Annotated in this window: 20 protein-coding genes; 11 read left to right on the plus strand and 9 right to left on the minus strand. The window is 45.9% G+C overall.

Annotated elements, in window-relative coordinates; translation table 11 throughout:
• The 4 genes from QUA20_RS19255 to QUA20_RS19270 all read left to right on the plus strand — a co-directional run.
• On the plus strand, window positions 1–185 hold a 185-nt coding region (locus tag QUA20_RS19255), incomplete at its 5' end, for a hypothetical protein (protein ID WP_333190670.1).
• 27 nt (window positions 186–212) lie between these two features.
• Window positions 213–536, plus strand: a complete 324-nt coding sequence (locus QUA20_RS19260; RefSeq protein WP_333190671.1) for a hypothetical protein — start codon at window positions 213–215, stop codon at window positions 534–536.
• Complete coding sequence (locus tag QUA20_RS19265; RefSeq protein ID WP_333190673.1) at window positions 530–820, plus strand: hypothetical protein; 291 nt, start codon at window positions 530–532, stop codon at window positions 818–820. Before QUA20_RS19260 ends, QUA20_RS19265 begins: the two co-directional genes overlap by 7 nt.
• A 155-nt stretch (window positions 821–975) precedes the next feature.
• A complete protein-coding gene (locus tag QUA20_RS19270; protein WP_333190674.1) occupies window positions 976–1,866 on the plus strand; it encodes a hypothetical protein in 891 nt (296 codons plus the stop codon).
• 80 nt (window positions 1,867–1,946) lie between these two features.
• Here QUA20_RS19270 and hisB read toward each other — a convergent pair whose 3' ends face one another.
• On the minus strand, window positions 1,947–2,585 hold the full coding sequence (gene hisB, locus QUA20_RS19275; protein ID WP_333190729.1) for an imidazoleglycerol-phosphate dehydratase HisB: 639 nt from the start codon (window positions 2,583–2,585) through the stop codon (window positions 1,947–1,949).
• A 207-nt stretch (window positions 2,586–2,792) separates the two neighbouring features.
• Complete coding sequence (gene fabI / locus QUA20_RS19280; protein ID WP_333190675.1) at window positions 2,793–3,569, minus strand: enoyl-ACP reductase FabI; 777 nt, start codon at window positions 3,567–3,569, stop codon at window positions 2,793–2,795.
• Between the two features lie 329 nt (window positions 3,570–3,898).
• On the opposite strand from fabI, the gene ntcA reads away from it, so the two are divergent.
• The 3 genes from ntcA to QUA20_RS19295 all read left to right on the plus strand — a co-directional run bounded on the left by ntcA (window position 3,899) and on the right by QUA20_RS19295 (window position 7,010).
• A complete protein-coding gene (gene ntcA, locus QUA20_RS19285) occupies window positions 3,899–4,564 on the plus strand; it encodes a global nitrogen regulator NtcA (protein WP_006634020.1) in 666 nt (221 codons plus the stop codon).
• Between the two features lie 77 nt (window positions 4,565–4,641).
• A complete protein-coding gene (locus tag QUA20_RS19290) occupies window positions 4,642–6,333 on the plus strand; it encodes a DUF3084 domain-containing protein (RefSeq protein WP_333190676.1) in 1,692 nt (563 codons plus the stop codon).
• Window positions 6,334–6,614: 281 nt separating this feature from the next.
• Window positions 6,615–7,010 carry a pre-16S rRNA-processing nuclease YqgF gene (locus QUA20_RS19295; protein WP_333190677.1) on the plus strand — a complete coding sequence of 132 codons (396 nt, stop codon included), beginning with the start codon at window positions 6,615–6,617 and terminating at the stop codon, window positions 7,008–7,010.
• A gap of 133 nt (window positions 7,011–7,143) precedes the next feature.
• Here QUA20_RS19295 and QUA20_RS19300 read toward each other — a convergent pair whose 3' ends face one another.
• Both QUA20_RS19300 and QUA20_RS19305 read right to left on the minus strand, forming a co-directional pair.
• Complete coding sequence (locus QUA20_RS19300; protein ID WP_333190678.1) at window positions 7,144–7,614, minus strand: hypothetical protein; 471 nt, start codon at window positions 7,612–7,614, stop codon at window positions 7,144–7,146.
• A gap of 707 nt (window positions 7,615–8,321) precedes the next feature.
• The gene (locus QUA20_RS19305) at window positions 8,322–9,902 is read right to left on the minus strand and encodes a photosystem II high light acclimation radical SAM protein (protein WP_333190680.1); all 1,581 of its coding nucleotides are present in this window, start codon (window positions 9,900–9,902) and stop codon (window positions 8,322–8,324) included.
• Window positions 9,903–10,278: 376 nt separating this feature from the next.
• Between QUA20_RS19305 and QUA20_RS19310 the strand changes: the two genes are divergently transcribed.
• Both QUA20_RS19310 and QUA20_RS19315 read left to right on the plus strand, forming a co-directional pair.
• Window positions 10,279–10,668 (plus strand): DUF1830 domain-containing protein, encoded by a 390-nt coding sequence (locus QUA20_RS19310; protein ID WP_333190681.1) that lies wholly within the window; start codon window positions 10,279–10,281, stop codon window positions 10,666–10,668.
• A gap of 237 nt (window positions 10,669–10,905) precedes the next feature.
• Window positions 10,906–11,496 carry a hypothetical protein gene (locus QUA20_RS19315; protein WP_333190682.1) on the plus strand — a complete coding sequence of 197 codons (591 nt, stop codon included), beginning with the start codon at window positions 10,906–10,908 and terminating at the stop codon, window positions 11,494–11,496.
• A 409-nt stretch (window positions 11,497–11,905) separates the two neighbouring features.
• Here QUA20_RS19315 and QUA20_RS19320 read toward each other — a convergent pair whose 3' ends face one another.
• From QUA20_RS19320 to purL, 4 genes are all read right to left on the minus strand, one after another.
• Window positions 11,906–12,991 (minus strand): DUF3474 domain-containing protein, encoded by a 1,086-nt coding sequence (locus tag QUA20_RS19320; protein ID WP_333190685.1) that lies wholly within the window; start codon window positions 12,989–12,991, stop codon window positions 11,906–11,908.
• Between the two features lie 734 nt (window positions 12,992–13,725).
• Complete coding sequence (purF, locus tag QUA20_RS19325) at window positions 13,726–15,192, minus strand: amidophosphoribosyltransferase (protein ID WP_333190686.1); 1,467 nt, start codon at window positions 15,190–15,192, stop codon at window positions 13,726–13,728.
• Window positions 15,193–15,923: 731 nt separating this feature from the next.
• The gene (locus QUA20_RS19330; protein WP_333190687.1) at window positions 15,924–17,654 is read right to left on the minus strand and encodes a bifunctional serine/threonine-protein kinase/formylglycine-generating enzyme family protein; all 1,731 of its coding nucleotides are present in this window, start codon (window positions 17,652–17,654) and stop codon (window positions 15,924–15,926) included.
• A 211-nt stretch (window positions 17,655–17,865) separates the two neighbouring features.
• On the minus strand, window positions 17,866–20,472 hold the full coding sequence (purL, locus tag QUA20_RS19335; protein ID WP_333190688.1) for a phosphoribosylformylglycinamidine synthase subunit PurL: 2,607 nt from the start codon (window positions 20,470–20,472) through the stop codon (window positions 17,866–17,868).
• Window positions 20,473–20,607: 135 nt separating this feature from the next.
• Here purL and QUA20_RS19340 point away from each other — a divergent pair, with 135 nt between their 5' ends.
• Window positions 20,608–21,213 (plus strand): pentapeptide repeat-containing protein, encoded by a 606-nt coding sequence (locus QUA20_RS19340; protein WP_333190689.1) that lies wholly within the window; start codon window positions 20,608–20,610, stop codon window positions 21,211–21,213.
• Window positions 21,214–21,373: 160 nt separating this feature from the next.
• Here QUA20_RS19340 and QUA20_RS19345 read toward each other — a convergent pair whose 3' ends face one another.
• Window positions 21,374–22,000 carry a Uma2 family endonuclease gene (locus QUA20_RS19345; RefSeq protein WP_333190691.1) on the minus strand — a complete coding sequence of 209 codons (627 nt, stop codon included), beginning with the start codon at window positions 21,998–22,000 and terminating at the stop codon, window positions 21,374–21,376.
• 114 nt (window positions 22,001–22,114) lie between these two features.
• On the opposite strand from QUA20_RS19345, the gene QUA20_RS19350 reads away from it, so the two are divergent.
• A complete protein-coding gene (locus QUA20_RS19350) occupies window positions 22,115–23,869 on the plus strand; it encodes a DUF3352 domain-containing protein (RefSeq protein WP_333190692.1) in 1,755 nt (584 codons plus the stop codon).
• The last annotated feature ends 76 nt before the right edge of the window (window positions 23,870–23,945 follow it).

Raw genomic sequence — 23,945 nt, forward strand, 5'->3', positions numbered from 1 at the left:
CCAACTCATCACTAAGGACTAAAGTCCTTACTACAAACCTATTCCACTTTTCCAACAAGTCTAGTCAATTCAATATAGAAAAAATTATGATCGAGGTTGCTACAATAGCATATAACAACGTTGCGATTCAGTTGTCGGTCGAAGAAGTAGAAGTTTTCCTGAAACTTGTTCAGGAAGTGCAATAGGTAATACCAAATAGTTTTACAACAAGAGTGGCTGTATCTCCCAGACAAGCTAGAGGTTTTTTTGAATCTATTCTTCAAGAGATTAAACAGTCCGGTGAAAGCTTGATGACAATTAGCTTTTTGTTTCAGGAAATGTTTCTATTACAGCATTTACTTAATGAAGCTTGTAACGGGATAGTCATCAATGATTTTGAAATAAAATTAGGGAAGTCTAAAGAAGAAGCAAAAAAACTTTTAGAGTGGGTGTGTAATGTGACAAAAGAGATGCAAGCTCTTAAGGAAGCCAGAAGAGCTTCATATATGCCCTCTCCTTCAAATCTACCGAAATTAAAGGAGGCCAATAAATGCTGAATAAAATTGGGGCGCCCGAATACCGACAAGTCAATATTGAGGCGCTGATGGAGTTGGCGGCAATTGGCCAGCGCAATCCAGAATTGCAAGTAGAAGAATACATCGTTTTAGATGTATTAGTCGGTCACGCGGTGCGGCTGAATTGGCTGGGTAAACACTTGGAAAGAGCAGATAAATACGACGAAGATAAAGCGACGGCTTGGCAAGCTTTTTACAATACTTCCCCTTACGTTTGTGCGAGTCATGTACTGGATGCTTTCCGATTCTTGACAAAGTTTGGATAGATGGAATGCGACTGGTTAGTAAAAGTCTTGATTAACTTGTTTGTAGTAAGGACTTCAGTCCTTTCTTTGCCAACTCATCACTAAGGACTAAAGTCCTTACTACAAACCTATTCCACTTTTCCAACAAGTCTAGTCAATTCAATATAAAAAAAATTATGATGAAGGTTGCTACAATAGCATATAACAACGTTGCGATTCAGTTGTCGGTCGAAGAAGTAGAATTTTTCCTGAAACTTGTTCAGGAAGTGCAACAGGTAATACCAAATAGTTTTACAACAAGAGTGGCTGTATCTCCCAGACAGGCTAGAGGTTTTTTTGAATCTATTCTTCAAGAGATTAAACAGTCCGGTGAAAGCTTGATGACAATTAGCTTTTTGTTTCAGGAAATGTTTCTATTACAGCATTTACTTAATGAAGCTTGTAACGGGATAGTCATCAATGATTTTGAAATAAAATTAGGGAAGTCTAAAGAAGAAGCAAAAAAACTTTTAGAGTGGGTGTGTAATGTGACAAAAGAGATGGAAGCTCTTAAGGAAGCCAGAAGAGCTTCATATATGCCCTCTCCTTCAAATCTACCGAAACTAAAGGAGACGAAGAAATGTTGCCTTGAGGCTGACGGATACCTGATTACTTTTTATATAACAAAACTTATGTCTTCTAAAAATGTTGTTAATCTATTTATCGTCTTAAACATTGGCACCACTCAGCTTGTTGCATTTTCCATTAGTTCTGTGCCCAAACCAATTGAGGTTGAAGATTTATGCGATTTTATCAAAAATTTTGAACAATACATTGAGCTTTCTGACCAAGAGTTGGCAGCTTTAGAAAGCCCTTTTCAAATTTTTCATAGTAGCATTTTTCAATTGCATACTTTAGAAACAGATATTACCTCAGACAATGAAAAGTATGCTATTGTGAATTTTATGCTACCTTTAGCTAATTCTAGACATAGCATTGTGAAGCCTTTTATAGGTGTTAAAGGAGCCATTACTTTCAGAAATATTTGTAGCTTTACCTCATCAATGCGAAAGATATTAACTGAGTAACGCTCAAAAATCCGAGAGTGATATCCCTATTTTGATTTACAGGTTCGTAGTAGCGCCCAAACGCTACTACAAGCCCCATACTACAAAACTCCTTTAGAACTCGGAATCCGACTGGCACGCCGGGGATCGATTTCTACCGCCATCCGCAGAGCTCGCGCAAATGCCTTAAACGCCGCTTCTACAATGTGATGAGAATTGCCCCCCTGCAACTGTCGAATGTGCAGCGTCATCTGAGTGTGGTTCACCACCGCTGAAAAAAACTCTCTCACTAATTCGGTATCGTAAGTGCCGATCCGCTGATTGGGAATTTCCAAGCCGTAACTTAAGTGAGGCCGTCCCGAAAAGTCTAGCACTACTTCAATTAAAGCTTCATCCAAAGGTGCGATGAAATGGCCGAAGCGAGAAATGCCCGATCGATCCCCGACAGCTTTTGCTAGCGCTTGGCCTAAGGTAATTCCCACATCCTCGTTCGTGTGGTGGTCGTCAATCTCCAAATCCCCGATCGCCTGCACGTCCAAATCGATCAATCCGTGAGAAGCAATCTGGTGCAACATATGGTCTAAAAACGGAATCCCCGTAGAGGCCTTGCAAGTTCCCACACCGTCGAGATTGAGGCTGGCCGTGACATCCGTTTCCAGTGTCGTGCGTTTCACTAAGGCGGCCCTACCTGGTTGAACTGAAGTTGCAGGAGGCACAGAAGGGCGATCGATTATCTCCATAATTCGCAATTGGTCATTCATTAGCTATTGATAATTAGTAATTGAAGATTAGAGCTTGATCGGCGCTGATTCTCAAGTGTTTAGTTAAGAGAATTATGCAAAACTCAAAACTATCGAAAGGGGCGGTTGTTGAATAAAACTTACTTGTTAAAGTAAAAGTTTATTGTCTAAACCCGCCCCTACATAACTCAAAACTCTCGACTACCGTTACATTCCCATGATTTCGTAACCGGCATCGACATACAAAACTTGACCCGTAATTCCGCTAGCGAGATTGCTGCACAGAAAAGCCGCAGCATTTCCCACTTCCTGCTGAGTCACCGTCCGCCGCAGCGGCGCCACTTCCTCAACGTGGTGGATCATATCGAGAATACCCCCAACTGCTGAGGAAGCAAGAGTCCGAATTGGGCCTGAAGAAATCGCATTTACCCGAATATTTAACGGGCCCAGTTCAGCAGCTAGATACCGAACATTCATTTCCAAAGCCGCCTTAGCAATTCCCATCACATTATAATTAGGAACTACCCGGACGCCGCCCAAATAAGTCAGCGTCACAATACTGCCGCCCTCGGCCATCAGGGGTTTAGCAGCAGCACAAAGCCGCACCAGCGAGTAAGCGCTAATATCTAAAGCATTGGAGAAACCTTGGCGCGAGGTGTTGGTGAAATCTCCCGAAAGTTCGTCCTTGCCGGCATATGCCAGACAGTGGACCAGGATATCTAACTTGCCCCACTTGTCGGCGATGGTTTGAAAAGTGGACTCAATTTCGCTCTCGTCTTGGACATTGCAGGGCAAATACAGACTGGGATTGAGCGGTTCCACCAGTTCAGCGACTTTGCGCTCGTGCTTGCCTTTCTCGTCCTTCAAAAAAGTTATGCCGAGATTGGCCCCAGCTTTGTGGAGCTGCTGAGCGATGCCCCAGGCGATCGAGCGATTGTTGGCAATGCCCGTAACAAGAGCATTTTTTCCGGTCAAATCTATCATCTGTATTTCTTCTAGAAGCAACTTGCACCGTTCTCATTGGCTCTATGCGACAACCCCGCCAGTTTAGACACAACTGATTCAGATTTAACTGATTCAGACACAATTGAGACACAAGTGAGACACAATTGATATTAATTTTGCTGTGGAGCTACATGGAGGCGGAATTGAAAAAGTTAAGAGAAGGGCTAGATTTAATCATACAGCGTGTGTTTACCTTAACATTAGATGGAAGTAACAGAATCCTTGCATATTGGAGGTTGGGAAGTATATTTACTCAATAAGCTTAATCGGCAAGTTATAAAGTATTGATTAGTACAAAGGATCTAGTCGTGACGCATGATAGACCGCTAGCAGCCGTGTTCCGCCAAATCAGCGGCGGGGCGTTTCCACCCATTGTGGAAACCTTTGAACGGGGCAAGACAATTTTTTTCCCTGGAGACCCGGCTGAGCGCGTCTACGTTCTCATTAGAGGTGCTGTGAAGCTCTCCAGGGTTTACGAAGCAGGGGAAGAAATTACAGTCGCCCTCCTGCGCGAAAATAGCGTATTTGGCGTGCTGTCTCTGATTACGGGACACCGATCGGACAGGTTTTACCACGCGGTAGCCTTTACGCCGGTGGAATTGATCTCGCTGCCGATCGAACAAGTCGAGAAAGCGCTCAAGGAAGACCCGGAACTGTCGATGGTGATGCTGCGGGGACTGTCGTCTCGGATTTTGCAAACCGAGATGATGATCGAAACGCTGGCCCACCGAGATATGGGTTCGAGACTCGTCAGCTTTTTGCTGATTCTGTGCCGGGACTTTGGCGTACCCGGTACAGAGGGGATTACGATTGATTTGAAGCTGTCCCACCAGGCCATCGCCGAAGCGATCGGCTCGACACGGGTAACGGTGACTCGTTTGCTGGGGGATCTCAGGCAAGAAACAATGATCTCGATCCACAAGAAAAAGATCACAGTCCACAACCCGGTGGCCTTAAGCCAGCAATTCACTTGATGCCGAGAAAGTATCGGATTTTGGATTTTGGATTTTAGATTCAATCCAAAATCCAAAATCCAAAATCTAAAATCGGAATGACTGCTGGATACATCCTGGTATTTGTAATTTTAGTGTTGGGGGGTGTGATCGCCACTGTCAGCGATCGCCTTGGGACGAAAGTCGGCAAGGCAAGGTTGAGCTTGTTCAAACTTCGCCCCCGCGATACTGCTGTTGTTGTGACAGTAATGGCCGGCAGCATCCTGTCGGCACTGACTCTGGGCATTTTGTTTGCTACTAGCAAACCGCTGCGAACGGGAGTTTTTAGAATAGACGAGATTCAAAAAAGGCTCAACAACGCCCGCAGAGAAATCAACCAGGCCACTCAAGAAAAAAATCGAGTTGAAACTGAATTAGCTCAAGCCAGAGCCGCTCAAGCGCAAGCTAGAGCCAATTTAGAGCAAATTAATCAATCCCTCCAAGCCGCTAATGCCGAGCAAGCTCGGACGCAAACAAAATTAAACTCGCTGCGGGCCCAGCTTAACAGCGTGCAAGCAGCCAAGTCTAAAACTGAAGAGCAGTTAAGTCAGGTAGAAGCGGCTAAATCTCAGACAGAAGAACAGCTCAGCAGTGTGGAAGCGGCTAAATCCCGCACCGAAGAACAATTGAAACTGGTTGAAACGGCCCGATCGACTACAAAAGCTCAGCTCGATCGCACTGAGAACCAATTGAAAACTGTTTCTGCTCAAAAAACGACTTTAGGCTCGGAAATCGCTCAACTGCAAGAAGAGCGCCAACAGTTAATCGAGCAGCGAGAGCAGGTAAAAGCTCAAATTGCCCAGCGAGACGCAGAAATTGCCAAGCGAGAGCGAGAAATTGCCAAGCGAGACACAGAAATTGTCGATCGCAACGAACTAATTGCCCAGCGAGACAAGGAAATTGCCCAGCGGGTGCAAAATCTCGCCGAGCGCGATCGAATAATTGTCGAGCGCGACAAAGTAATTGCCGAGAGGGAAGCACTCTTAGAAACCTTGGCACAGCAACAAGCTCAACTCGAACAGCAACAAACTTTATTGCAGCAGCAAGTGCAAGTTTTGGAACGGGACTTTCAGGCAATCCGCGAGGGTACAGTTGCCATCAGGCGCGGTCAAATTTTAGCTGCTGGCGTCGTTCGCATTATCGAACCCGGTATGGCGAGCGGCGCGATCGATCGACTTTTGCGAGAAGCAAATAAAACCACCGTCGGACTCATGCAGCCGGAAAATAGGAAGGTTAGAGACCAGGTTATTCAAATTACTAAAGCAGAAATCGATCAACTAATTAGTCAGATTAAAGACGGGCAAGACTACGTGGTGCGGATTGTCGCCGGCGCTAATTACCTGCGGCAAGAAAAGGTAATTAAGGTATTTGCAGAAGCAGAAATCAATCGAGTTGTGTTCCGGGCTGGAGATGTGATTGCAGGGGTTGCTGTCGATCCGGTGACTTTGACCGACGAACAGGTGCGGCAGCAGTTGCTGCAATTGATAGAAGCTTGTCAATTTCGCGCTCGCCTGATCGGCGTTGTCGGCGGTAGAGTCCAAGTAGCCGACAATCGGGTTGAAACTTTAGCGGATTTTATCGATCGGTTGCAGCAGTACGAGAAACCGGTGGATGTTCAGGCGATCGCCGCAGATGTCACTTACATCGCCGGCCCGCTTAAAATAGATTTAGTTGCTCGTGAAAACGGAGCCGTTGTTTTCCGCACCGGACAACAGAATCAAGGCCAAGGAGACTTAAAAATTAAAAAATAAATTTGGTAACTGGTAATTGGTAACTGATACCAATTCTGAAAATTAGTGAAACAGATAGATTGTATGCGAGCATCTGTAGGGACACGGCAATGCCGTGTCCGGCGCGGGGAGTAGGACACGGCAATATAGATTGTATGCGAGCATCTGTAGGGACACGGCAATGCCGTGTCCGGCGCGGGGAGTAGGACACGGCAATGCCGTGTCCCTACGGTTCCCTTTGACTTTTAATAATTGGTATAAGATTGAGGATTGTAGCAATATTTTTTTTAATTGATCTGACTATGATTTTAGGTTTCGATCCAGGTAAAGACAAGTGCGGTATCGCCGTCATGAGTACAGATAACAATGTTTCCTACCATGAAGTTGTACCCTCCGAGAGTGCAATTTCGACTATTCAATCTCTGTGCGAACAGTTTTCAATTGAGTTATTGGTGCTCGGAGATCAAACGACTTCTAAGAGTTGGAAACAAAAATTGACGCAGAGTTTGTCGCCTGCGCTCAAAATTGTTCGGGTGGACGAGAGGTACAGCAGTTTGGAAGCCAAGGAACGCTACTGGCAAATGTACCCTCCGACGGGACTCGACCGCTTGATTCCGAAGGGAATGCGGACGCCGCCGAGACCGGTGGACGATATTGTGGCGATCGTCCTGATTGAGAGGTATTTGAATAAAAGTTAGTCAATTTTATAACCGTTACCACTGATTCTCTTTGATTATTAAGGAATCAATATATTTTTGCTGGTCTTGAATTTTTCACTTACATAAAATACACCCTAAATTTAGAGGATCGATCGTTGAATCACAATTAGTGCTACTTGATAACACCTTCGGTTAAAATTACCTTACCATTCTGCCGGACTTGCAGCCGTTGGGGGTTAATCGAATAGATAATATTGCCGTTAGTCGCTTCATAAGTTCCGTCGTCACCTGTAGTTACTTGCATGACATTGATTTGGCTGCCATTTATTTTGCTGAAGCCGCGGTAAAAAATATCGCCTTCCTGGGTTTGGCAAATGTATATAGAAAAGTTGGGCGTTGCGAAAGATTGCACCATTTCGGCCCTCGGACATCCCTCAACTTGAGCAATTTGCAGCGGTCGATCGTTGCCCAAAGTCTTCGGTGCGATCGCCAGAACCTTCCCAATCGGTTCATTTAGTGCAGTTGCTTGTGCTGAAGCGGTCAAAAAGCCGTGAAGCGAAGCTATCCCGAAGGGAATCGCACTAATGCCAGCCATAACTAGAACTACTCCTTTAATGCCCTTAAATCTATCTTTATCAAACATCTTGTCACTCCTGGTTTTAACTATATAATTACATCTTAAGCGATCTTTCTGGATATTAATAATATTTAATATCAGAGGTGAAAGATGCAGGAACACGGTACACCGTCGGTTTAAGTAAGGTGCGAACTGTGCACCTTACACCAGTGAAAATACACAAGTATGTCAATGCGATAGAAGGAAAGCAATCTCTTGCATTGAGGAGATTTTTAAGATTTTATGACTTGTTCACGCCGATCTGAGAAACCGGGTTTCTTCATATATAGCACTCCTAAATCATTTGTGAAATTCTTACTCCCTCCCCTTACTAAGGGGAGGGTTGGGGTGGGGTAAAAAATTTACGACTCCTGCAAGGATTGCTATATTTCTCGTTACTAAACCTTTTATTTTCCTAGAAACCCGGTTTCTCGCCTCCCATGCGATCGCTAACTGACCGAAAGCATCTAGGATACAAGCCCCCGGATTCATCCGTCCAGAAATAAAAAACCTGTATCTGATAAAGGAGCCCCCGAATTTATCCGTGGGGTCAATGCTTCAATTCTTTAATCTTTAATCTTTAATCTAAAATCTAAAATCGATTGACTCAGTTAGACGGTAATGTTGATTTGCGTTTAGCTATTTAGTGAATAAAAAAAAGGGAAACAGAAGATACATTCTTTCTCCATTTCCCATTTTTCAAATAACCGTCGTCCTGACTGCGAACGTGGTAATTAATTAACGGCTGCCAACTGTTTGTCTTTGATTTCCACAGGCGCGGTTAATGCCTCTTCCAAATCCGCACAGCCGAGTTTTTCCTCCAAAATAGCCATCACTTCGCGGCCGAAATCATTGGAATTGCGCTGCCAAGCTTCTAAACAAATTTGCCCGAAAAACGAACCCAAAGGCTCGGGATTCCACAGCAATTTGCGCGCTGTCCAAGGCATCAAACTCATGGGATCGTACCCCGGTTGCAGAATATCCTTTTTAAAGGCGTATTCTTCCAAAATTGTGTGCGGCTGCAAGCCGATAAAGAAAATAGCTGGTTCTACTTTATCGGCTCCGAAAATTCGCTCTAATTCTCGGTGATAAGCAATAGTTTGCCGGATGGTTTCAAAGGTTTCATCAATGACGTTAAACGAGTAATTCACGGAAACCACATCGTTGTAACCTGCTGCTTTTAAATCGCGGCAATTTTCCAAAACTACTCGCAAGTTGTAGCCCATCCGCATTTTGCGAACCAGTTCCTGGGAACCGCTGGTGATGCCGATTTCAAAGTAATTCATCCCCGTTTTTACCATCAAATCGCACAACTCTGGTGTGAGATTATCCGCACGGATGTAAGCAGCCCAGTGTATGTCAGTCATGCCGGCGGCGATGATTTTTTGCAATAATTCGATCGCATCGTCGATGAATTTGCGTGCAGGGATAAATTGAGCGTCGGTAAACCAGAAATTGCGGATACCTCGATCGTACAATTGCCGAATCTCCGCCACCACCTCATCCGCCGGATTGATCCGCACTTGTTTTCCTTCAATCACCGTATAAATGCAGTAACAGCAATTGTGAGGACAGCCGCGCTTGGTTTGGACTCCCACATAGAAGTCCATATCTTGTAGATAATAAGAAAATTCCGGCCAAATCGTTTCGATGTAGTTGTAATCGCAGGCAGTTTTCTCAATGTTGGCTGGCTTTTCGTGAATTAGGCGATCCCGCGGCACGGTTTCTCCCACCACATAACATCTTTCCTCGGCCAAATCTTCGCCCTTAATCAACTTCTCCAGCAAAGCTTCGCCTTCCCCCACCGAAACCACAGTTCCCGCCGGCAAACTGCGTCCCAACTGCTCGTAAAACACGCTCACAGCACCGCCACCGACCACTGCACGAGCTTCAGGGCGGTATTTCCGGGCCCGCTTCAATCCCCGCTTAACCAGTCCCAAATTGCGCCAGAGTTCGGTATAGTAAGACACGGCCAAACGCAGTCCTCCGAGTGCTCCCCGGAACTTGATCAGCAGATTTTGGGCGTAGTAAAACTCGAAGGCATTTTGCAGCGGATTGCCGCCCCTGCCGCCCACGGGCGCGTAAATTTGAATGTCCCGCCAAGAGAAAACTAGCAGCGTCGGCTTAAACTCGTCTATGCTGGTATCCAAAGCTTTAGCGAAATCAAGGGGGGGCACCGCACCTAAATCGAAAATGCGCTGTTCGACATCGGGAAACAGCTTGTGTACGTGATCCGAAAGATACACAACTCCGATCGGAAAAATCGGATTGCAAGGGAGGCGAACGTACAGGACTCGGTTTTCTCGGCTTTCCATAATTGCCATATCCTAAACTGGAACTTTTTCTACTATGTTAATATTCTTTTAATATAACTTTACAATCGGTCTAATTTTCGCAATTTGATATTAAATATTCTTAAATTTTTCGATTCGGCTCAAGGCCCAGCGTGTTGGTGTCGATCGGCGACAGCAGCAAAAAAAAGCTAATTTTTAAGCAAATACAGCGTATATTGACCGAATATCCAACCTGGGTGTCAAAAAAACAATATTTATACGAGTAAATTATAAATTAAAGTTCGATCGGTCTCTAATGTGTTAGGGAGTTGGTAGTCGGCTTTACAGTTGGCTGGGATCGCCTAGTGTTAGCCTGAGAAGATAACTAAAACTTTTAGGCAAGGCTCCCTCAGCAGTTATGGCTCAAATTCTTGACCCCCTACCCTCAGACACCGACAGCAAGATTCTGTGCTGCTACGTCAACGCCACCAGTCAGATTCAGATTGCTCGCATCGCCAACATTCCTAACTGGTACTTTGAACGAGTGGTGTTTCCCGGACAGCGCTTAGTGTTTGAAGCGATGCCGGCCGCAGCATTGGAAATTCACACCGGGATGATGGCCAGTGCAATTTTGTCGGATAAAATTCCTTGCGATCGCTTGCAGATTAACGAAGGCCCCTATTCAAAGGTTAATCCTAGCAGATCCCCAGAGGCAGTTCAGGGCGATCGAACAGCAATGGCCGGCCGCCCCAAATCCCGAGAAATCTCAGAACCTTTGACTGTACCGGCGCTAACCGCCGTCGATTAATCGGAGTTGTGAGTTTTGAGTTATAAATTGTCAGTGAATTGATAACTCCGCGCTCAAAATTCCAACTTCAGCAAAGTGGTAAAAACTCAACACTTAAGAATCAAAGTTTCTGAAATGAATTTTAGATCGAAACTCGCGACTGCAAATATTATCCGGTTTTTCGTATTTCCCTGAGTTTTGTTGGCGGGTCCGACAACTGTGTAAAAATATCATTAAACAGCTTGTCGAATTTCAGCCATGTCAGCACAACCGATCGCCTCTTCCCCATCTTCTGCCCCAGTATTTGAGCCGGCGATATTCCGGCTTTCTCCCCTGATTAGAATCACGCTGTTGAGCTTGTACGCGGCCCTGACAATTCCATTGCCGTTTTTGTCGGAAGTAACGAAAGCACCCGTTCCGCCGGCCGCACTCTGGGCGGCAATTGTTGTCGGCGCTGTGGGCCTGTACGGCGCGCTCAGTGAAAGGGTAATTGTCAGCGAAGAAGGGATTGAAATCACATATCCCAAGTGGTTTCCGCGTTTTTTTCGCAAGGGTTGGTCGCTACCTTGGACTGAGGTAAAAGCTCTCAAACCTCGATCGACCGGTCAAGGAGGTTTAGTTTACTATTTTTTGAGTCATTCGGGTGAAGGTTATTTGTTGCCAATGCGAGTGGCTGGGTTTGGTAAATTAGTCGGTTTGGTGGAAGCAAAAACAGGTATTGATACTAGAGATGTCCGCCCTTTGTCGCAGCCTTGGATGTATCTTATTTTACTTTTATGTACGCTGCTGCTGCTGTTGGTGGATGCGTGGACTATTGTTACGGCGATCGGGCTTAAAGGTAATCTGTAATATTATCTCCGGTATAATAACCGTTATAAAGTTGGTAGTGAGCACTTCAGTCCTCATAAAACTTGCTCGGACTGAAGTCCTAACTAAGCTGTACTGCATTTAGTTTTTACCTTTGGGGCGGGCTAGGAGCAACGGCCCACAAGAGTTGCAATCAAAATAAGTATATAGATTAAACGTGTGACAACTTACAAACCTCTTTGATTGTGTTCTTTTCAGCGGATACGCTCAGCTAAAAAACATTTAGTTAGTTTGCATTTTTAAAACTATTAAATTTCTTTTGGGCTGGGCATCTTGCCCGCCCCAATATGCAGGTTAAATGTGGAACATCTTATTATCAAACACGCGCAAAAAAGAAAAACCTGGTTTCTTTAAGAAGCCGGGTTTTTGCATATTCTATTGTTTATTTAAGCTACTTAACTTCAGCCGATCGCCGAGTGCTAGGCGATTCGTAGCAAATTCCAGAACCTGTATCTGAGACAAAATGACAATCCCAGTAAGAGCGAATAAAGCTCTTCCAAATTGGATCGGTTGACTTGCGATAATAATCGCCCAACACGGGCTTGATGGCTTCCGTTGCTTCCCTCAAGTGATAGTGCGGCATCGTCGAGAAAATGTGGTGGGCTACGTGAGTCCCGATGTCGTGATGGATGGAATTGATGATTCCGTAGTCGCGATCGATCGTAGACAATGCACCTTTCAAGAAAGACCAATCTTTACCGCGATACCAAGGAATATCGGCTTCTGTGTGGTGCAGGTATGTTACCAAATCCAGCCACATAACGAACACTACATAGGGAACCAAGTAGAACTTGAGTAAAAACAGCCAACCAAACTGATAGGTTAGGGCGCCTAAAAAGCCTACCATCAGTACCAAGGATGCGGAACTCGTCAACACCTCCCATTTTTCGGAGGGACGGAAAAGCTGGCTACCGGGCATGAAGTGAGAACCTGCCCGAACGCCCGATCCGCGAAACAGATAAATTGGGTAGGCAAATAACATCAAATAGAAGCGTCCCAGCTTTTCGTACCAGCGCATTTGTTCGTAATGGCTCTCCGACACGGGATACCAGCTTTCATCGTTATCTAAGCTGCCTGTATTCGCGTGGTGGGTTCTGTGACTGATCCGCCAACCGTGGAAGGGCACCAGAATTGGAGCGTGGGAGAGGTGTCCGATCAGGTTGTTGAGCCATTTGCTCTTAGAAAATGAACCGTGTCCGCAGTCGTGGCCCACTACAAACAATGCCCAAAACATGGTTCCCTGCATCAACCAAAAGATTGGGTAAAAGAGCCAGGAATCGACGGTGTAGGCGATCGCATACAAACCTGCGATAATTCCAATATCTAAAAAGAAGTAAGCCAGAGATTTCCATGCCGAGGGTTCAAAACAGTGGGCTGGAATGGCTGCCTTGATATCTTGAAGAGTAAAAGGTAACTCTGTTGTACGAGAGGATGAGCCTTGATTGCTCGGGGGATTGAGAACAGTGTTTGATTGCACGAAGTTTCCGATTTAAGCTGACTTGAGAAACCGCATTCCGCCTTCTTTGAACAGTCAATCGATTTTAGATTTTAGATTTTAGATTTTAGATTCACTCCACAGATGAATCTGGGGGCTTAAACTAAGATCTAAATTTTTTGGCTCTCCCCGACTCATGTCGGAGGGTTGTATCCCTATGCAGGTGAGGTAACATTCAAACTGCAAGGAGCCATATTTTTACTCTGCAAGGGTTTCTAAAGTTCTTTAGTTCGCATGAATAGCCCGTCCGCGATTCTCAAGCAAGTTGGCTTGCGGAATACTTGTGTGGGAAAAATTAGTGCGATCGACCCTGTTATCTGAAAAAATCTCATGTGCCCGTTGTTGGTGCGAAATGCGACTTCAATCTGAGAGTGGACATCTGGAGGAACTACCTCCAGTCTGCAGGTAGCATACAGCGCTTCGAGCAGGAATAGTGAACGAGAGTGTAGGGAAAAACCCATCAATTTTAGATTGGCGATTTTAGATTCAAGCACAAATCTCAAATCTGCAATCTCCAATCTAAAATCCGAGTGTTGGGTTTCACACAAGTTCTACCCAACCGACTGTTTACTACAGTTCACAAATTCTGCAATTATTGCTACAGCTAAGTTAATGTAACATTTCTACACACACTCTGGCAATGACTTACCAGAAAAACTTGAAAATCCATAAATTGCGGAAAGTGACGGGCGATCGCTTTCTCGCTTTTTGATTTTCTAGGTTCCAGCTTTTTCTAATATGAGCTTAGACCGTTTTACCATTTCTGGAACGTCGATCGGATAATCACCAGTGAAACACGCCGAACAAAAACTCATCGGGTCTTCGTTAGTCGCCTTCAGCATTCCATCCCAACTCAAGAAAGCCAAAGAATCTACCCCAATTTGGGCGCCGATTTCTGCGACTGACTTAGTAGCAGCAATCAACTGATCTTGATTGTCGGTGTCGATCCCGTAGAAACACGGATGAGTCACCGGCGGCGAGGAAATTCTCATATGAACTGCGGTCGCGCCAGCATCCCGCAAGGCTTTGACGATTTTGCGGCTGGTAGTGCCGCGCACGATCGAATCGTCGATAATAATTACCCGCTTCCCTTCCAACACATCTTTGAGAGGGTTTAGTTTCATGCGGATTCCTGACTCCCGCATTGTCTGAGTCGGTTGAATAAAAGTGCGCCCGACGTAGCGGTTTTTAATCAATCCTTCGGCGTAAGGAATGCCGGAAGCTTGAGAAAAGCCGATCGCCGCCGGAATTCCAGAATCGGGAACGCCGATAACTATATCAGCCTCAGCCGGAGATTCTGCGGCCAACAAACGCCCGATCCGCAGCCGGTAGCTGTATAAACTTTCACCTTCCATCTGGCTGTCGGGTCGAGCAAAATAGATCATTTCAAAGATACAAAGTTTGCGCTTCTGCTGCTGGCTCCAGTGGAAGGAAGCCATACCTTCCTCTGTAATCCAAACTAATTCTCCCGGTTCTACGTCCCGCAAAAATTCAGCACCGATAATATCCAAGCCGCAAGTTTCCGATGCTAAAACGTACCGTACCGGAGTTGTGGGGAGGATGCCAATTACCAGCGGGCGGACGCCCTGGGGGTCGCGGACTCCCATCACGCCTTTGGGGGTCGCGATCGTCAAACTAAAGGCTCCTTGGCACATACCAAAGGCACTGATCGCTGCTTCCAGCCAGTCTTTGCCCTTGTCTACCTCGGAACCGATCGCCACTGCGATCGCCTCTGAATCCGTCGTGCTGACAAACTCGCACTTCCGAGACAGCAATTCTTCCCGCAATTCTTTGGTATTGACAAGATTCCCGTTATGTGCCAATGCCAGACTTCCCAAACGAGTTTCGACGACAACAGGTTGAGCGTTGACAACCCGCGACGAGCCGGTAGTAGAGTAGCGAGTGTGGCCTACGGCTAAGTTACCGGGCAAGTGACCTAAACTCGATTCGTTGAAGACTTGGGAAACCAGTCCCATATCTTTGTGCAGGTAGACTTTTTCACCGTCAAAGGTGGCAATCCCTGCGGATTCCTGACCCCGGTGCTGCAAGGCATACAAACCGAAGTACGTCAACTTGGCTACATCTTCACCCGGTGCGTAGATACCAAAAACGCCGCAAGCTTCCTCTGGCTTGTCGGGTTTACTAGAATGCTCGTCAGCCGCGAAGGAATGGTTGGGAATCATAGATGGGTGGGTTCCTAATGGGGAAGGTGGGTTAGGGGGACAGTTTCAGCGGGAAATCTTGTTTGCGAAAGCGTCGCATAACTTAACATTCCCTTAATCTTGCCACGGATCTGTCATTATTTCCAACTCGTGTAACATTTCAGACAGAAGCGATGCGGCGTTTAATGGCATTGTAGTATCGATCGCCCCCCGATCCTATATTAACCTTGATGAGTGGTGGGCGATGGGGCGATGGATTGGGCGCGATCGGGCGATCGGGCTATGGGGCTATGGATTGGGCGCGATCGGGCGATTGAAATCGCTTCTATACACACTTTCGTCTGAGCAGAGGGGGACTAAGAGATAGGCGATCGTGCAACGGGAAATGAATTACAAAATTGCTTCACTGGCTTTTTCAAATATTAGAATTTAAGCGCGATCGATCTTGACTTTTTCATAAAATTGACCTACTATATCATCATCGGAATCTGTGCGGCCATGTAAAGTCATTTTTGGCGTGGCAAGTTATTGAAATAGCACGGAGCAGATAAGTTTTTCAGTTTAATTTGTAGGGTGCGTCGCTGCGAGATTCTCGATCGAACTTGCAGATTTTTCGGACGACGCACCTTACTAATTTGTGGTGCGTGGGTGTGAAATAGTCGATCGAACTTGCAGATTGTTTCGGGCGACGCACCCTACGGCTTCAACCCGCTAAAGGGCTAGAGAGCAAAGAAGAGTCCTCGCCGGGAAAACTAGGACGAGGAAGAAACCGACGCTACCGCAACGCGAAAACCGAGGTGCCTGCTGCGATGGACCGCCCAATTCCTGCCACGATAGGCACTACGGCAATAGACCGTATTGCAGTTCCAGGCAGCACCACGCAGCACTCGGTTATTGTCTGTTCCAGTTTCCCAAGAACTTCCATCAGTCGGTGCGCCGTTATAATTACCATGCCATTTATCGCTGCACCATTCCCAAACATTCCCGTGCATCTCGTATAAACCAAAGGCATTAGGTGGAAAACTCCCCACATCCGTTGTTTGTTTGCGGTAAAGTCCCTTCGGCGCAGCACCGTAGGGATAATTGCCATCATAATTAACTAAATTCGGGGTAATCGTTTCGCCAAAATAGAAAGGCGTTGTAGTTCCGGCGCGACAAGCATATTCCCATTCGCCTTCCGAAGGTAAGCGATAAATCTTGCCAGTTTTTTGAGAAATTTTCTGGCAGAATTCCAGAGCATTATTCCAGCTTACTTGTTCTACAGGACGTTTCAAACCTTTGATATCAGAAGGGTTATTCCCCATCACTACTTCCCACTGTTCTTGAGTAATGGCATATTTACCCATAAAAAAAGGAGAGATATTAACAGTACGCTGCGGCCCTTCATTGTTACTTCGCCCTGCTTCTGTACTGGGGGAACCCATCACGAAACGGCCGCCAGGAATTGCTACCATGTCTAAGATTGCACCGCTACCTAAATTTTCCCTGAAAAATTGTGCTTGACGGTGTTGACGGTTAGTTATATTACCCCGCACATCAACTGTCGCGGTGTCAAAGTCCAACCTTTTTAAAGTCTGTATAAAATTTGGCGTTGACTGACGTTGAAAATCTATTAAAACTTCCTCTGCTGATTGATAGCGCTGCTGGATATCTTTTGCCAACAACTTAGATAAAATCACTTCCAATCCCTTATCTATGGGGCTTTTCAAATGTTGCTGCCAATTGCCAGTCCAGCTATAACCGTGTTCCGTCCACAAACCATCAGGATGTACCCCCGTCATTAGATGAAAAGCCGTCGCCCCCAAGCTAAACAAATCGCTGGCTTGATAAGCTTCACCCCATTTCATTTGTTCAAATGGTGCATAACCATGCGTACCAATTTGCGTTCCCAGTCTCGACATCACTGTTCCCGACAACTGTTTGGAAACTCCGAAATCAATGAGGACTAACAAACCGTCGCTGCGACGGCGCATAATATTCTCAGGCTTGATATCTCGGTGAATGATTTTTTGTTCGTGAATAAACTTGAGAACAGGTAGGAGTTCTAGTAACAGTTGCTTAACTTGGCTTGCTTGCCAAATTCCCTGATTTTGGAAAAGCGTCAACAAATTATCTCCATCGACAAACTGCTGTACGAGATACAAATAGTTTTCTTCTTCAAAACAGGCATCTAGTGATGGAATTTGCGGATGTTGTCCTAGCTGTTGCAGTTGTCTGGCTTCTTGCTGAAATAATTCTACCGCTTTGCTAAGCGCCCAACTTCCCTGGACATTAGGTGCTAATTGTTTAACGACACAGCGTTGATTTAGTCTGTCAATATCTTCTGCTAAATAGGTTCTGCCGAAGCCACCTTGACCGAGGAATTTGATCGTGCGGAAACGATTTCGCAGGATGGGTACGAGTTCAAGACCACAACTGATGCAAGATGTTTGTCCGTCTGGGTTTTCAGGATTGGGCCAGTCGGGATTGATACAGCAAATCATTTATTTTATGAATGATTTTGTTCATATTATATAGATGAATTGGGTGATTGACACCGCGATTGATTGGGGGATTGACCCGGAAATTGAAACGGCGATTGAAATCGCTTCTGCACAAACAAAGTCCGCCTTCGCGGACTCAAGAAATGCAACCCGCGTCGGCGGGTTTCGTCTGTGTAGACGCGGTTTCAACCGCCCTGTGTATGGACTGCGATTAGACAGATGCAATCCGACGCTCGATCGCATTATAGAATCGATCGCCCATCTCACCCATCGCAACCTTAATTAACGCTTGATTGTCAGCACTCAGCACCCGCAAAGGTGATTCAGCACACCCAACTAAACCGATTTTATGCCACATTTTAGTCAAATGTTCTTGCAGGTAAGCTTCCCAAACTCCTTGATTTTTCGGTGCGACTGAAACTACAATGCAGTTGCCCATTTCACCAAACAAAATTTCATCCCAGCGGCCGACCTTTGCCGAATTGAAACTGAGATGAATTTCCGCACCCAGTTTACCAGAAATACAGCATTCCGCGAGGGCAATCGCAATTCCACCCTCAGCACAATCATGGGCAGAACCTACCCAACCTTGTCGAATTCCATCGCGGCAAACCGATTGCACTTTTCTTTCTAACTCAAAATCTATCCTTGGCGGTTTCCCCGCTACAATCCCGTGAATTGCCGCTAAATATTCCGAACCTCCGAGAGTAGCAAAAGCAGGAATTTTTGGCTTTTCTGTTTTGAGTTCAGAATTGGAAAAATGAAAAAAGGTAAGTTCAGAATCTTGAGACTTTTCTGCTTCCTTTGCATCACCAATTCCCAACAGATAAATTAAATCACCTTTCTTGAGCCAACCTTGCCCGCAAATTTTCTTCAAATCGGGAATCAACCCCACCATTCCGATTACCGGAGTCGGATAAATTGGTTGAGGATTTCCATCAGCATCAACCGTTTCATTGTAAAGAGAAACATTGCCGCCAGTAACAGGCGTTCCCAACTCCCGACAAGCATCAGCAATCCCGCGACAAGCTGACGCTAACTGCCAATATCCGATCGGCTTTTCGGGACTGCCAAAATTCAAATTATCAGTAACTGCCAGAGGTTCAGCACCCACACAGCTTAAGTTTCTCGCTGCTTCCGCTACGACTGCTTTTGCACCTTCATAAGGGTCGAGATAAACATAACGAGAATTGCAATCAACCGTTGCAGCAACTCCAGGAATCATCCCCAGGGGCGCTTCCTTCTTGCTAAGGGGGGGAGAAACTTTTGGAGTTTCCCTACCTTGTGCCTTTTTAAATAGAGGAATTACCTCTTCTTCCTGTTTGCTTTCGGAAGCTAGAGAAATAGCATTTTCTCTCTGCAGATCTCCCTTAGCAAGGGGGTGTACTTCTAGCCCTTCAGCAAGAGAAGATTGGCAAGGTTCTAGCGGACGCAATCTGACAACCGCAGCATCAGCCCCTCCCGGTAAAACAACAGTATTGTTTTGCACTTGATGGTCGTATTGGCGATAAACCCAGCGTTTAGAAGCGATGGTGGGAGTATCTAAAAGCGTCAGCAAAATCTGATTCCAAGTTTGAAAATTACCGTTAATTTCGATACCTGCCAGTGTGGATGCTGGCAGCGAATCCGCCGTCCATTCCCATGCTTTTTTAGCATATTCTGGCGGCTCTGTCAACAGTTCTCGGTGATAAATTGGCGTGTTATCTGCCAAAGCAGTTGCGGTAATTTCGGCAGCGATTTCGCCTTTAAATAGAATTCGGACGATCGGCTCTTCAATCACTGTACCCGCGACTACGGCGTGCAATCCCCAGCGGTGGAAAATATCAATTAATTCCTGTTCGCGTCCTTTTTGGGCCACAAACAACATCCGTTCTTGGGATTCCGAAAGCAGGTATTCGTAGGGAACCATACCGCTTTCTCGAACGGGAACTTTGTCTAAATCGAATTCAATACCGACGCCGCCTTTGGCTGCCATTTCTGATGTCGAACAGGTGATTCCGGCTGCACCCATGTCTTGGGCGGCGACGACTGCACCGGTTTTGAATGCTTCTAAACAAGCTTCAATTAAGGATTTTTCTAAAAATGGATCTCCTACTTGGACTGCGGGGCGATCGTCCATAGATTTGTCTGTCAATTCTGCACTGGCAAAACTTGCTCCTCCCATGCCATCTCTGCCAGTAGTTGAACCGACATAAAGCACGGGATTTCCGATGCCGGATGCCCCGGATTTTACGATTTCTTGAGTTTCCATTAAACCCAAGGCCATGACGTTAACTAATGGGTTGCCGGAATAAGCAGGATCGAAGTAAACTTCGCCGCCTACTGTGGGTACGCCGATGCAATTTCCATAATGGGAAATTCCCGATACTACGCCTTTGAACAATCTCTGAGTTTTAGCATCGTCTAAGTTGCCGAAACGCAGGGAATTTAAAAGTGCGATCGGGCGAGCACCCATTGTGAAGATATCGCGGAGAATCCCGCCGACACCGGTTGCTGCACCTTGGAAAGGTTCGACTGCTGACGGATGATTGTGGGATTCAATTTTGAAGGCGAGTTGCAAGCCGTCTCCCAAGTCTACGACGCCAGCATTTTCTCCAGGCCCGACGAGAATTCGATCGCCCTCTGTGGGAAACTGTTTTAATAGCGGTCGCGAATTTTTGTAACAGCAGTGTTCGCTCCACATGACGCCGAACATTCCCAATTCAGCTTTATTAGGATGGCGACCGAGACGCTGAACGATTTCTTCATATTCTTCAGGTGTGAGTCTTTCACCGGCAATTTGTTCGGGGGAAAATGGGGATTCGGAGATGGGAGACATGGAAACTCGTTATAAACCACAGGCTTTATTCTAAATGCCCTGTGCTTGCTTAATCTACAATCTATAATCTAAAATCTACAATCCTAGGTCTTTGGGTTGTGAATCTAAAATCTAAAATCTAAAATCTAAAATCGAATGACTTTACCTCGAAATCTCAATTTTGCTAACCAAAACTTGCGGAACCGTTCTTTTAAAGGGCTTGACTTGTCAGGGGCGAATTTCAGCGATTGCGACATTCGAGGCTGCAATTTCACCGGGGCGATTTTGAGGGGGGCAAATTTTCAGGGTGTCCGAACCGGACAAAGCCGCAGGCGGGTGAGAAATTTGATTGCTAGGGCTGGGGTAACTGCGGTGACAGTGACGGCCGCTGGGGCTTTGACTGGACTGATAGCCGGGGCGGATGCGGGGGCTGTGGCTGTGGCCGGAACGGCTGCTACGGCGATTGCTGCGACTCGGGGCGAGGCGGGAATTGTGGCGGGGGCTGTGGCTGGGGCTGCTGCTGCGATCGGGGCTAGCGGTATTGTGACATTTTTTGGCGGAGATACTATTAGGGGAATAGTCTTATTTTTGGTTTCTGGGGTAATTCTTGGGTTAACTGCGATCGGATTTTTTATTGCTGTTGAAGAAATAGAAAAATTGTCGATAACATCGTTTAGAAAGGCTGATTTAACTGATGCTGTATTCGATCCGGGGGCGGTTATAGATGCAGATTTTTCCGACGCGCGAGGAGTGCCGTGGTAGACTCCACAATTACTGATTTTTTACCGAAAGCATCCAGGATACAAGCCCCCGGATTCATCCGTGGAGAAATAAAAAACCTGTATCCGATGAAACTTGCCCCCCAAATTTATTCGTGGGGTGAATGCTTCAAATCTAAAATCTAAAATCTAAAATCTAAAATCTAAAATCGATTGACCCATTCCCGGAATTCTCGCACTGCTGCAGTTGCGCCTGTAGTTTGACAGCGATCGATAAATTCGTCAACTTTTGCAGTCGGTAGCATCGGCAAAGCCTGGGAAAAATTGCACTCGGCATATTCGCCATTTTGCAATTGATAAAACTTGATGCTTCGTCCGTCGTACCGCCAAATTTCTGGTACGCCTAAATCTGCATATAAATCGAATTGATTTAAGGAACTGCTGGTAATATCAATTTCCAGTGCTAAATCTGGCGGCGGATCTTGAGCAAAGTCTAATTCTGTTCTCCCTCTGACCAATGCTTCATTCTGGATATAATAGCAGGAATCTGGTTCTTTACCCGCTGCTTTTTGGCGTTTTTTAATAGTCATCGAGCCAAAGGGGTTGTACTCAAGATTGAGTTCTTCTATGAGATTTACAATTAAGCGATCGATCAGCCTGTTGCGATTTTCATGTTCCGGTAGCGGCACCATAATTTCTAATTGACCTTGATGATAAGCAATTCTGGTGGAACGTTGGTTGCCCAGTTCCGCTAGCAGGCTTTCATATAACTGCCAACTAATATTTGGCAGTAAAACTCGCTGTTCGGCGGGCGTTGATATTGTTAGCATTTTACTTGGGTTTTATAGTTTGAGAATATTTTAGTTTATCCTTTTTTTCCCGAACAGCACAAAAAGTATCTGCCGACAGCTACGGTCATGCGCTACTCTAGTTAATAATAGACTGTGGTCATTAGTCCTTGTTGTATGAAGCTGCGATCGTTCTTTTCTTTCCTCATTGCTGGCGTCTTGGCACTCTTAGGCTTGAGTGCCGGCGGTTTTTACTGGCTGACAACTCACACTCCCCTGAATTTGCTCGCCGGCGGGCCGACAACTACTCCGGCTGCGGCTGTGTTTGTCTCGAAACAAGCACCTTTGTTAGCTTCAATGCTGGTAAATCCCGATCGCCTCGAAGCATTGCGGCAAGTTTTTGCCAGTCCCGAAGAAAGAAGTCGATCGCACGCAGAATTTGAGCAAATCAAAAAAAGTTTCCTCGCCAGTACAGGTCTCGATTACAGTAGAGATATCCAACCTTGGATAGGTGACGAAATTACCCTCGCCGTCACAACGCCAGATTTCGATGGCGACAGCAGCAACGGCCAACAAACCGGGTTTTTGCTGGCGGTTTCCTCCCAAAAGGTCGATCGCAGCCAACAATTTCTCGACTCCTACTGGCGCCAACAATCTCGTGCCGACAAAACAGTTCATTCGGAACTATATAAAGGCGTGAAGATTAATTATAAACAAGCACCAATAGCCAAGAAACAATCTGCTTCACTTTCGCCTTTTAACCCGTTTTCTCTGCCGAATTCAAAGTTGCCATCCAGCTTCGCAACAGCAGCCATCGGCGGCAGTTCAAATTCAGGAAATAACCAAAATTTTGTTTTATTTTCCAATAGCCCGAATGTGATTCGAGATGCAATTAATAACGTTGAATTAGCCAGCCTAAATCTCAATAATACCCCGGAATATCAAAAAGCTTTGCAGCAGCTAACTCAAGGCAGAATCGCTTTAGCATTTGTCAATCTCCCGCAGTCAGAAACCGAGCAAAATTCCCAAGTTTCTCTTAATTCTCTCGCAGTTGCTGTCGGAGTTAACCGACGGGGATTGCTGGCTCAAACTGCTTTAGTCACATCGCGAGAAAACACAGCTTCTCCAACACTCTCCGAACCTGTGCAAGCCTTGCAGTACATTCCCTCAGCCAGTCCTCTCGCGGTCGCCAGCACCGATTTAAGAAATTTTTGGGCTGATTTGTCATCGGCGGTGTCAGCTAACGTTGAAGTCTCAAATTTAGTCGATCGCACCCTGGCAGATATTCAGCAAGTTTGGGGCGTCAACCTGCCGCAGGATATATTTGACTGGGTACAAGGAGAATACGCTTTAGCAGTGCTTCCGAATTCGTCAAATAGTGCCGACTGGATTTTTGCCGCCGAAAACTCTGCTGATTCCCAAAAGGCGATCGACAAACTCGATGAAATTGCCCGCAGCAAAGAATACAGCATCGGCAGCTTCACTCTCAGAAACCAGAAAATTACCGCTTGGACGCAGTTGACAACGAACCCAAATTATGGAAAAGAAAATAATAGAAAAAGTGCGATCGAAACCGAGGCAAAAGGAGTTCGAGCCACCGTCGGCAAATACGAAATTTTCACCACTTCAGTAGAAGCAATGGACGCAGCACTAGAAGCAGCCGAAACAGGCTCTTTAGTTGTAAATCAAGATTTTCAAACCAGCATTGAACCGCTACCGCCATCTAACGACGGCTATTTTTATTTAGACTGGCCATCCAGCAGGGCAATTTGGGAAAAACAAATCCCGCTGTTGAGGTTAATTGAACTTTCGGCAAGACCATTGTTCGACCACTTGCGATCGCTCACTGTCACCAGTACGGGAGAAATAACAGGAATTCGCAAAGCTACAATATTTATGCGGCTGAATTAGTCAGAAGGAAGAAGGAAGTTCGGCAGCGGATTCTGTAACGGATGTAACGGATGTCAGGAAGAAAAAAGGAAGAAGG

The sequence above is a fragment of the Microcoleus sp. Pol7_A1 genome (assembly GCF_036701085.1).
In the GTDB taxonomy this organism is placed as follows: Bacteria; Cyanobacteriota; Cyanobacteriia; order Cyanobacteriales; family Microcoleaceae; genus Microcoleus; species Microcoleus asticus.

What these genes read in the sequence shown, in the direction of transcription:
- QUA20_RS19295 (WP_333190677.1), top strand. Translation starts at nt 6,615, where the DNA reads ATGATTTTAGGTTTCGATCCAGGTAAAGACAAGTGCGGTATCGCCGTC.
- QUA20_RS19315 (WP_333190682.1), top strand. Translation starts at nt 10,906, where the DNA reads ATGTCAGCACAACCGATCGCCTCTTCCCCATCTTCTGCCCCAGTATTT.
- purF (WP_333190686.1), bottom strand. Translation starts at nt 15,192, where the DNA reads ATGATTCCCAACCATTCCTTCGCGGCTGACGAGCATTCTAGTAAACCC.
- QUA20_RS19290 (WP_333190676.1), top strand. Translation starts at nt 4,642, where the DNA reads ATGACTGCTGGATACATCCTGGTATTTGTAATTTTAGTGTTGGGGGGT.
- QUA20_RS19270 (WP_333190674.1), top strand. Translation starts at nt 976, where the DNA reads ATGATGAAGGTTGCTACAATAGCATATAACAACGTTGCGATTCAGTTG.
- QUA20_RS19310 (WP_333190681.1), top strand. Translation starts at nt 10,279, where the DNA reads ATGGCTCAAATTCTTGACCCCCTACCCTCAGACACCGACAGCAAGATT.
- fabI (WP_333190675.1), bottom strand. Translation starts at nt 3,569, where the DNA reads ATGATAGATTTGACCGGAAAAAATGCTCTTGTTACGGGCATTGCCAAC.
- QUA20_RS19300 (WP_333190678.1), bottom strand. Translation starts at nt 7,614, where the DNA reads ATGTTTGATAAAGATAGATTTAAGGGCATTAAAGGAGTAGTTCTAGTT.
- QUA20_RS19265 (WP_333190673.1), top strand. Translation starts at nt 530, where the DNA reads ATGCTGAATAAAATTGGGGCGCCCGAATACCGACAAGTCAATATTGAG.
- QUA20_RS19305 (WP_333190680.1), bottom strand. Translation starts at nt 9,902, where the DNA reads ATGGAAAGCCGAGAAAACCGAGTCCTGTACGTTCGCCTCCCTTGCAAT.
- hisB (WP_333190729.1), bottom strand. Translation starts at nt 2,585, where the DNA reads ATGGAGATAATCGATCGCCCTTCTGTGCCTCCTGCAACTTCAGTTCAA.
- purL (WP_333190688.1), bottom strand. Translation starts at nt 20,472, where the DNA reads ATGTCTCCCATCTCCGAATCCCCATTTTCCCCCGAACAAATTGCCGGT.
- QUA20_RS19345 (WP_333190691.1), bottom strand. Translation starts at nt 22,000, where the DNA reads ATGCTAACAATATCAACGCCCGCCGAACAGCGAGTTTTACTGCCAAAT.
- QUA20_RS19340 (WP_333190689.1), top strand. Translation starts at nt 20,608, where the DNA reads ATGACTTTACCTCGAAATCTCAATTTTGCTAACCAAAACTTGCGGAAC.
- QUA20_RS19330 (WP_333190687.1), bottom strand. Translation starts at nt 17,654, where the DNA reads ATGATTTGCTGTATCAATCCCGACTGGCCCAATCCTGAAAACCCAGAC.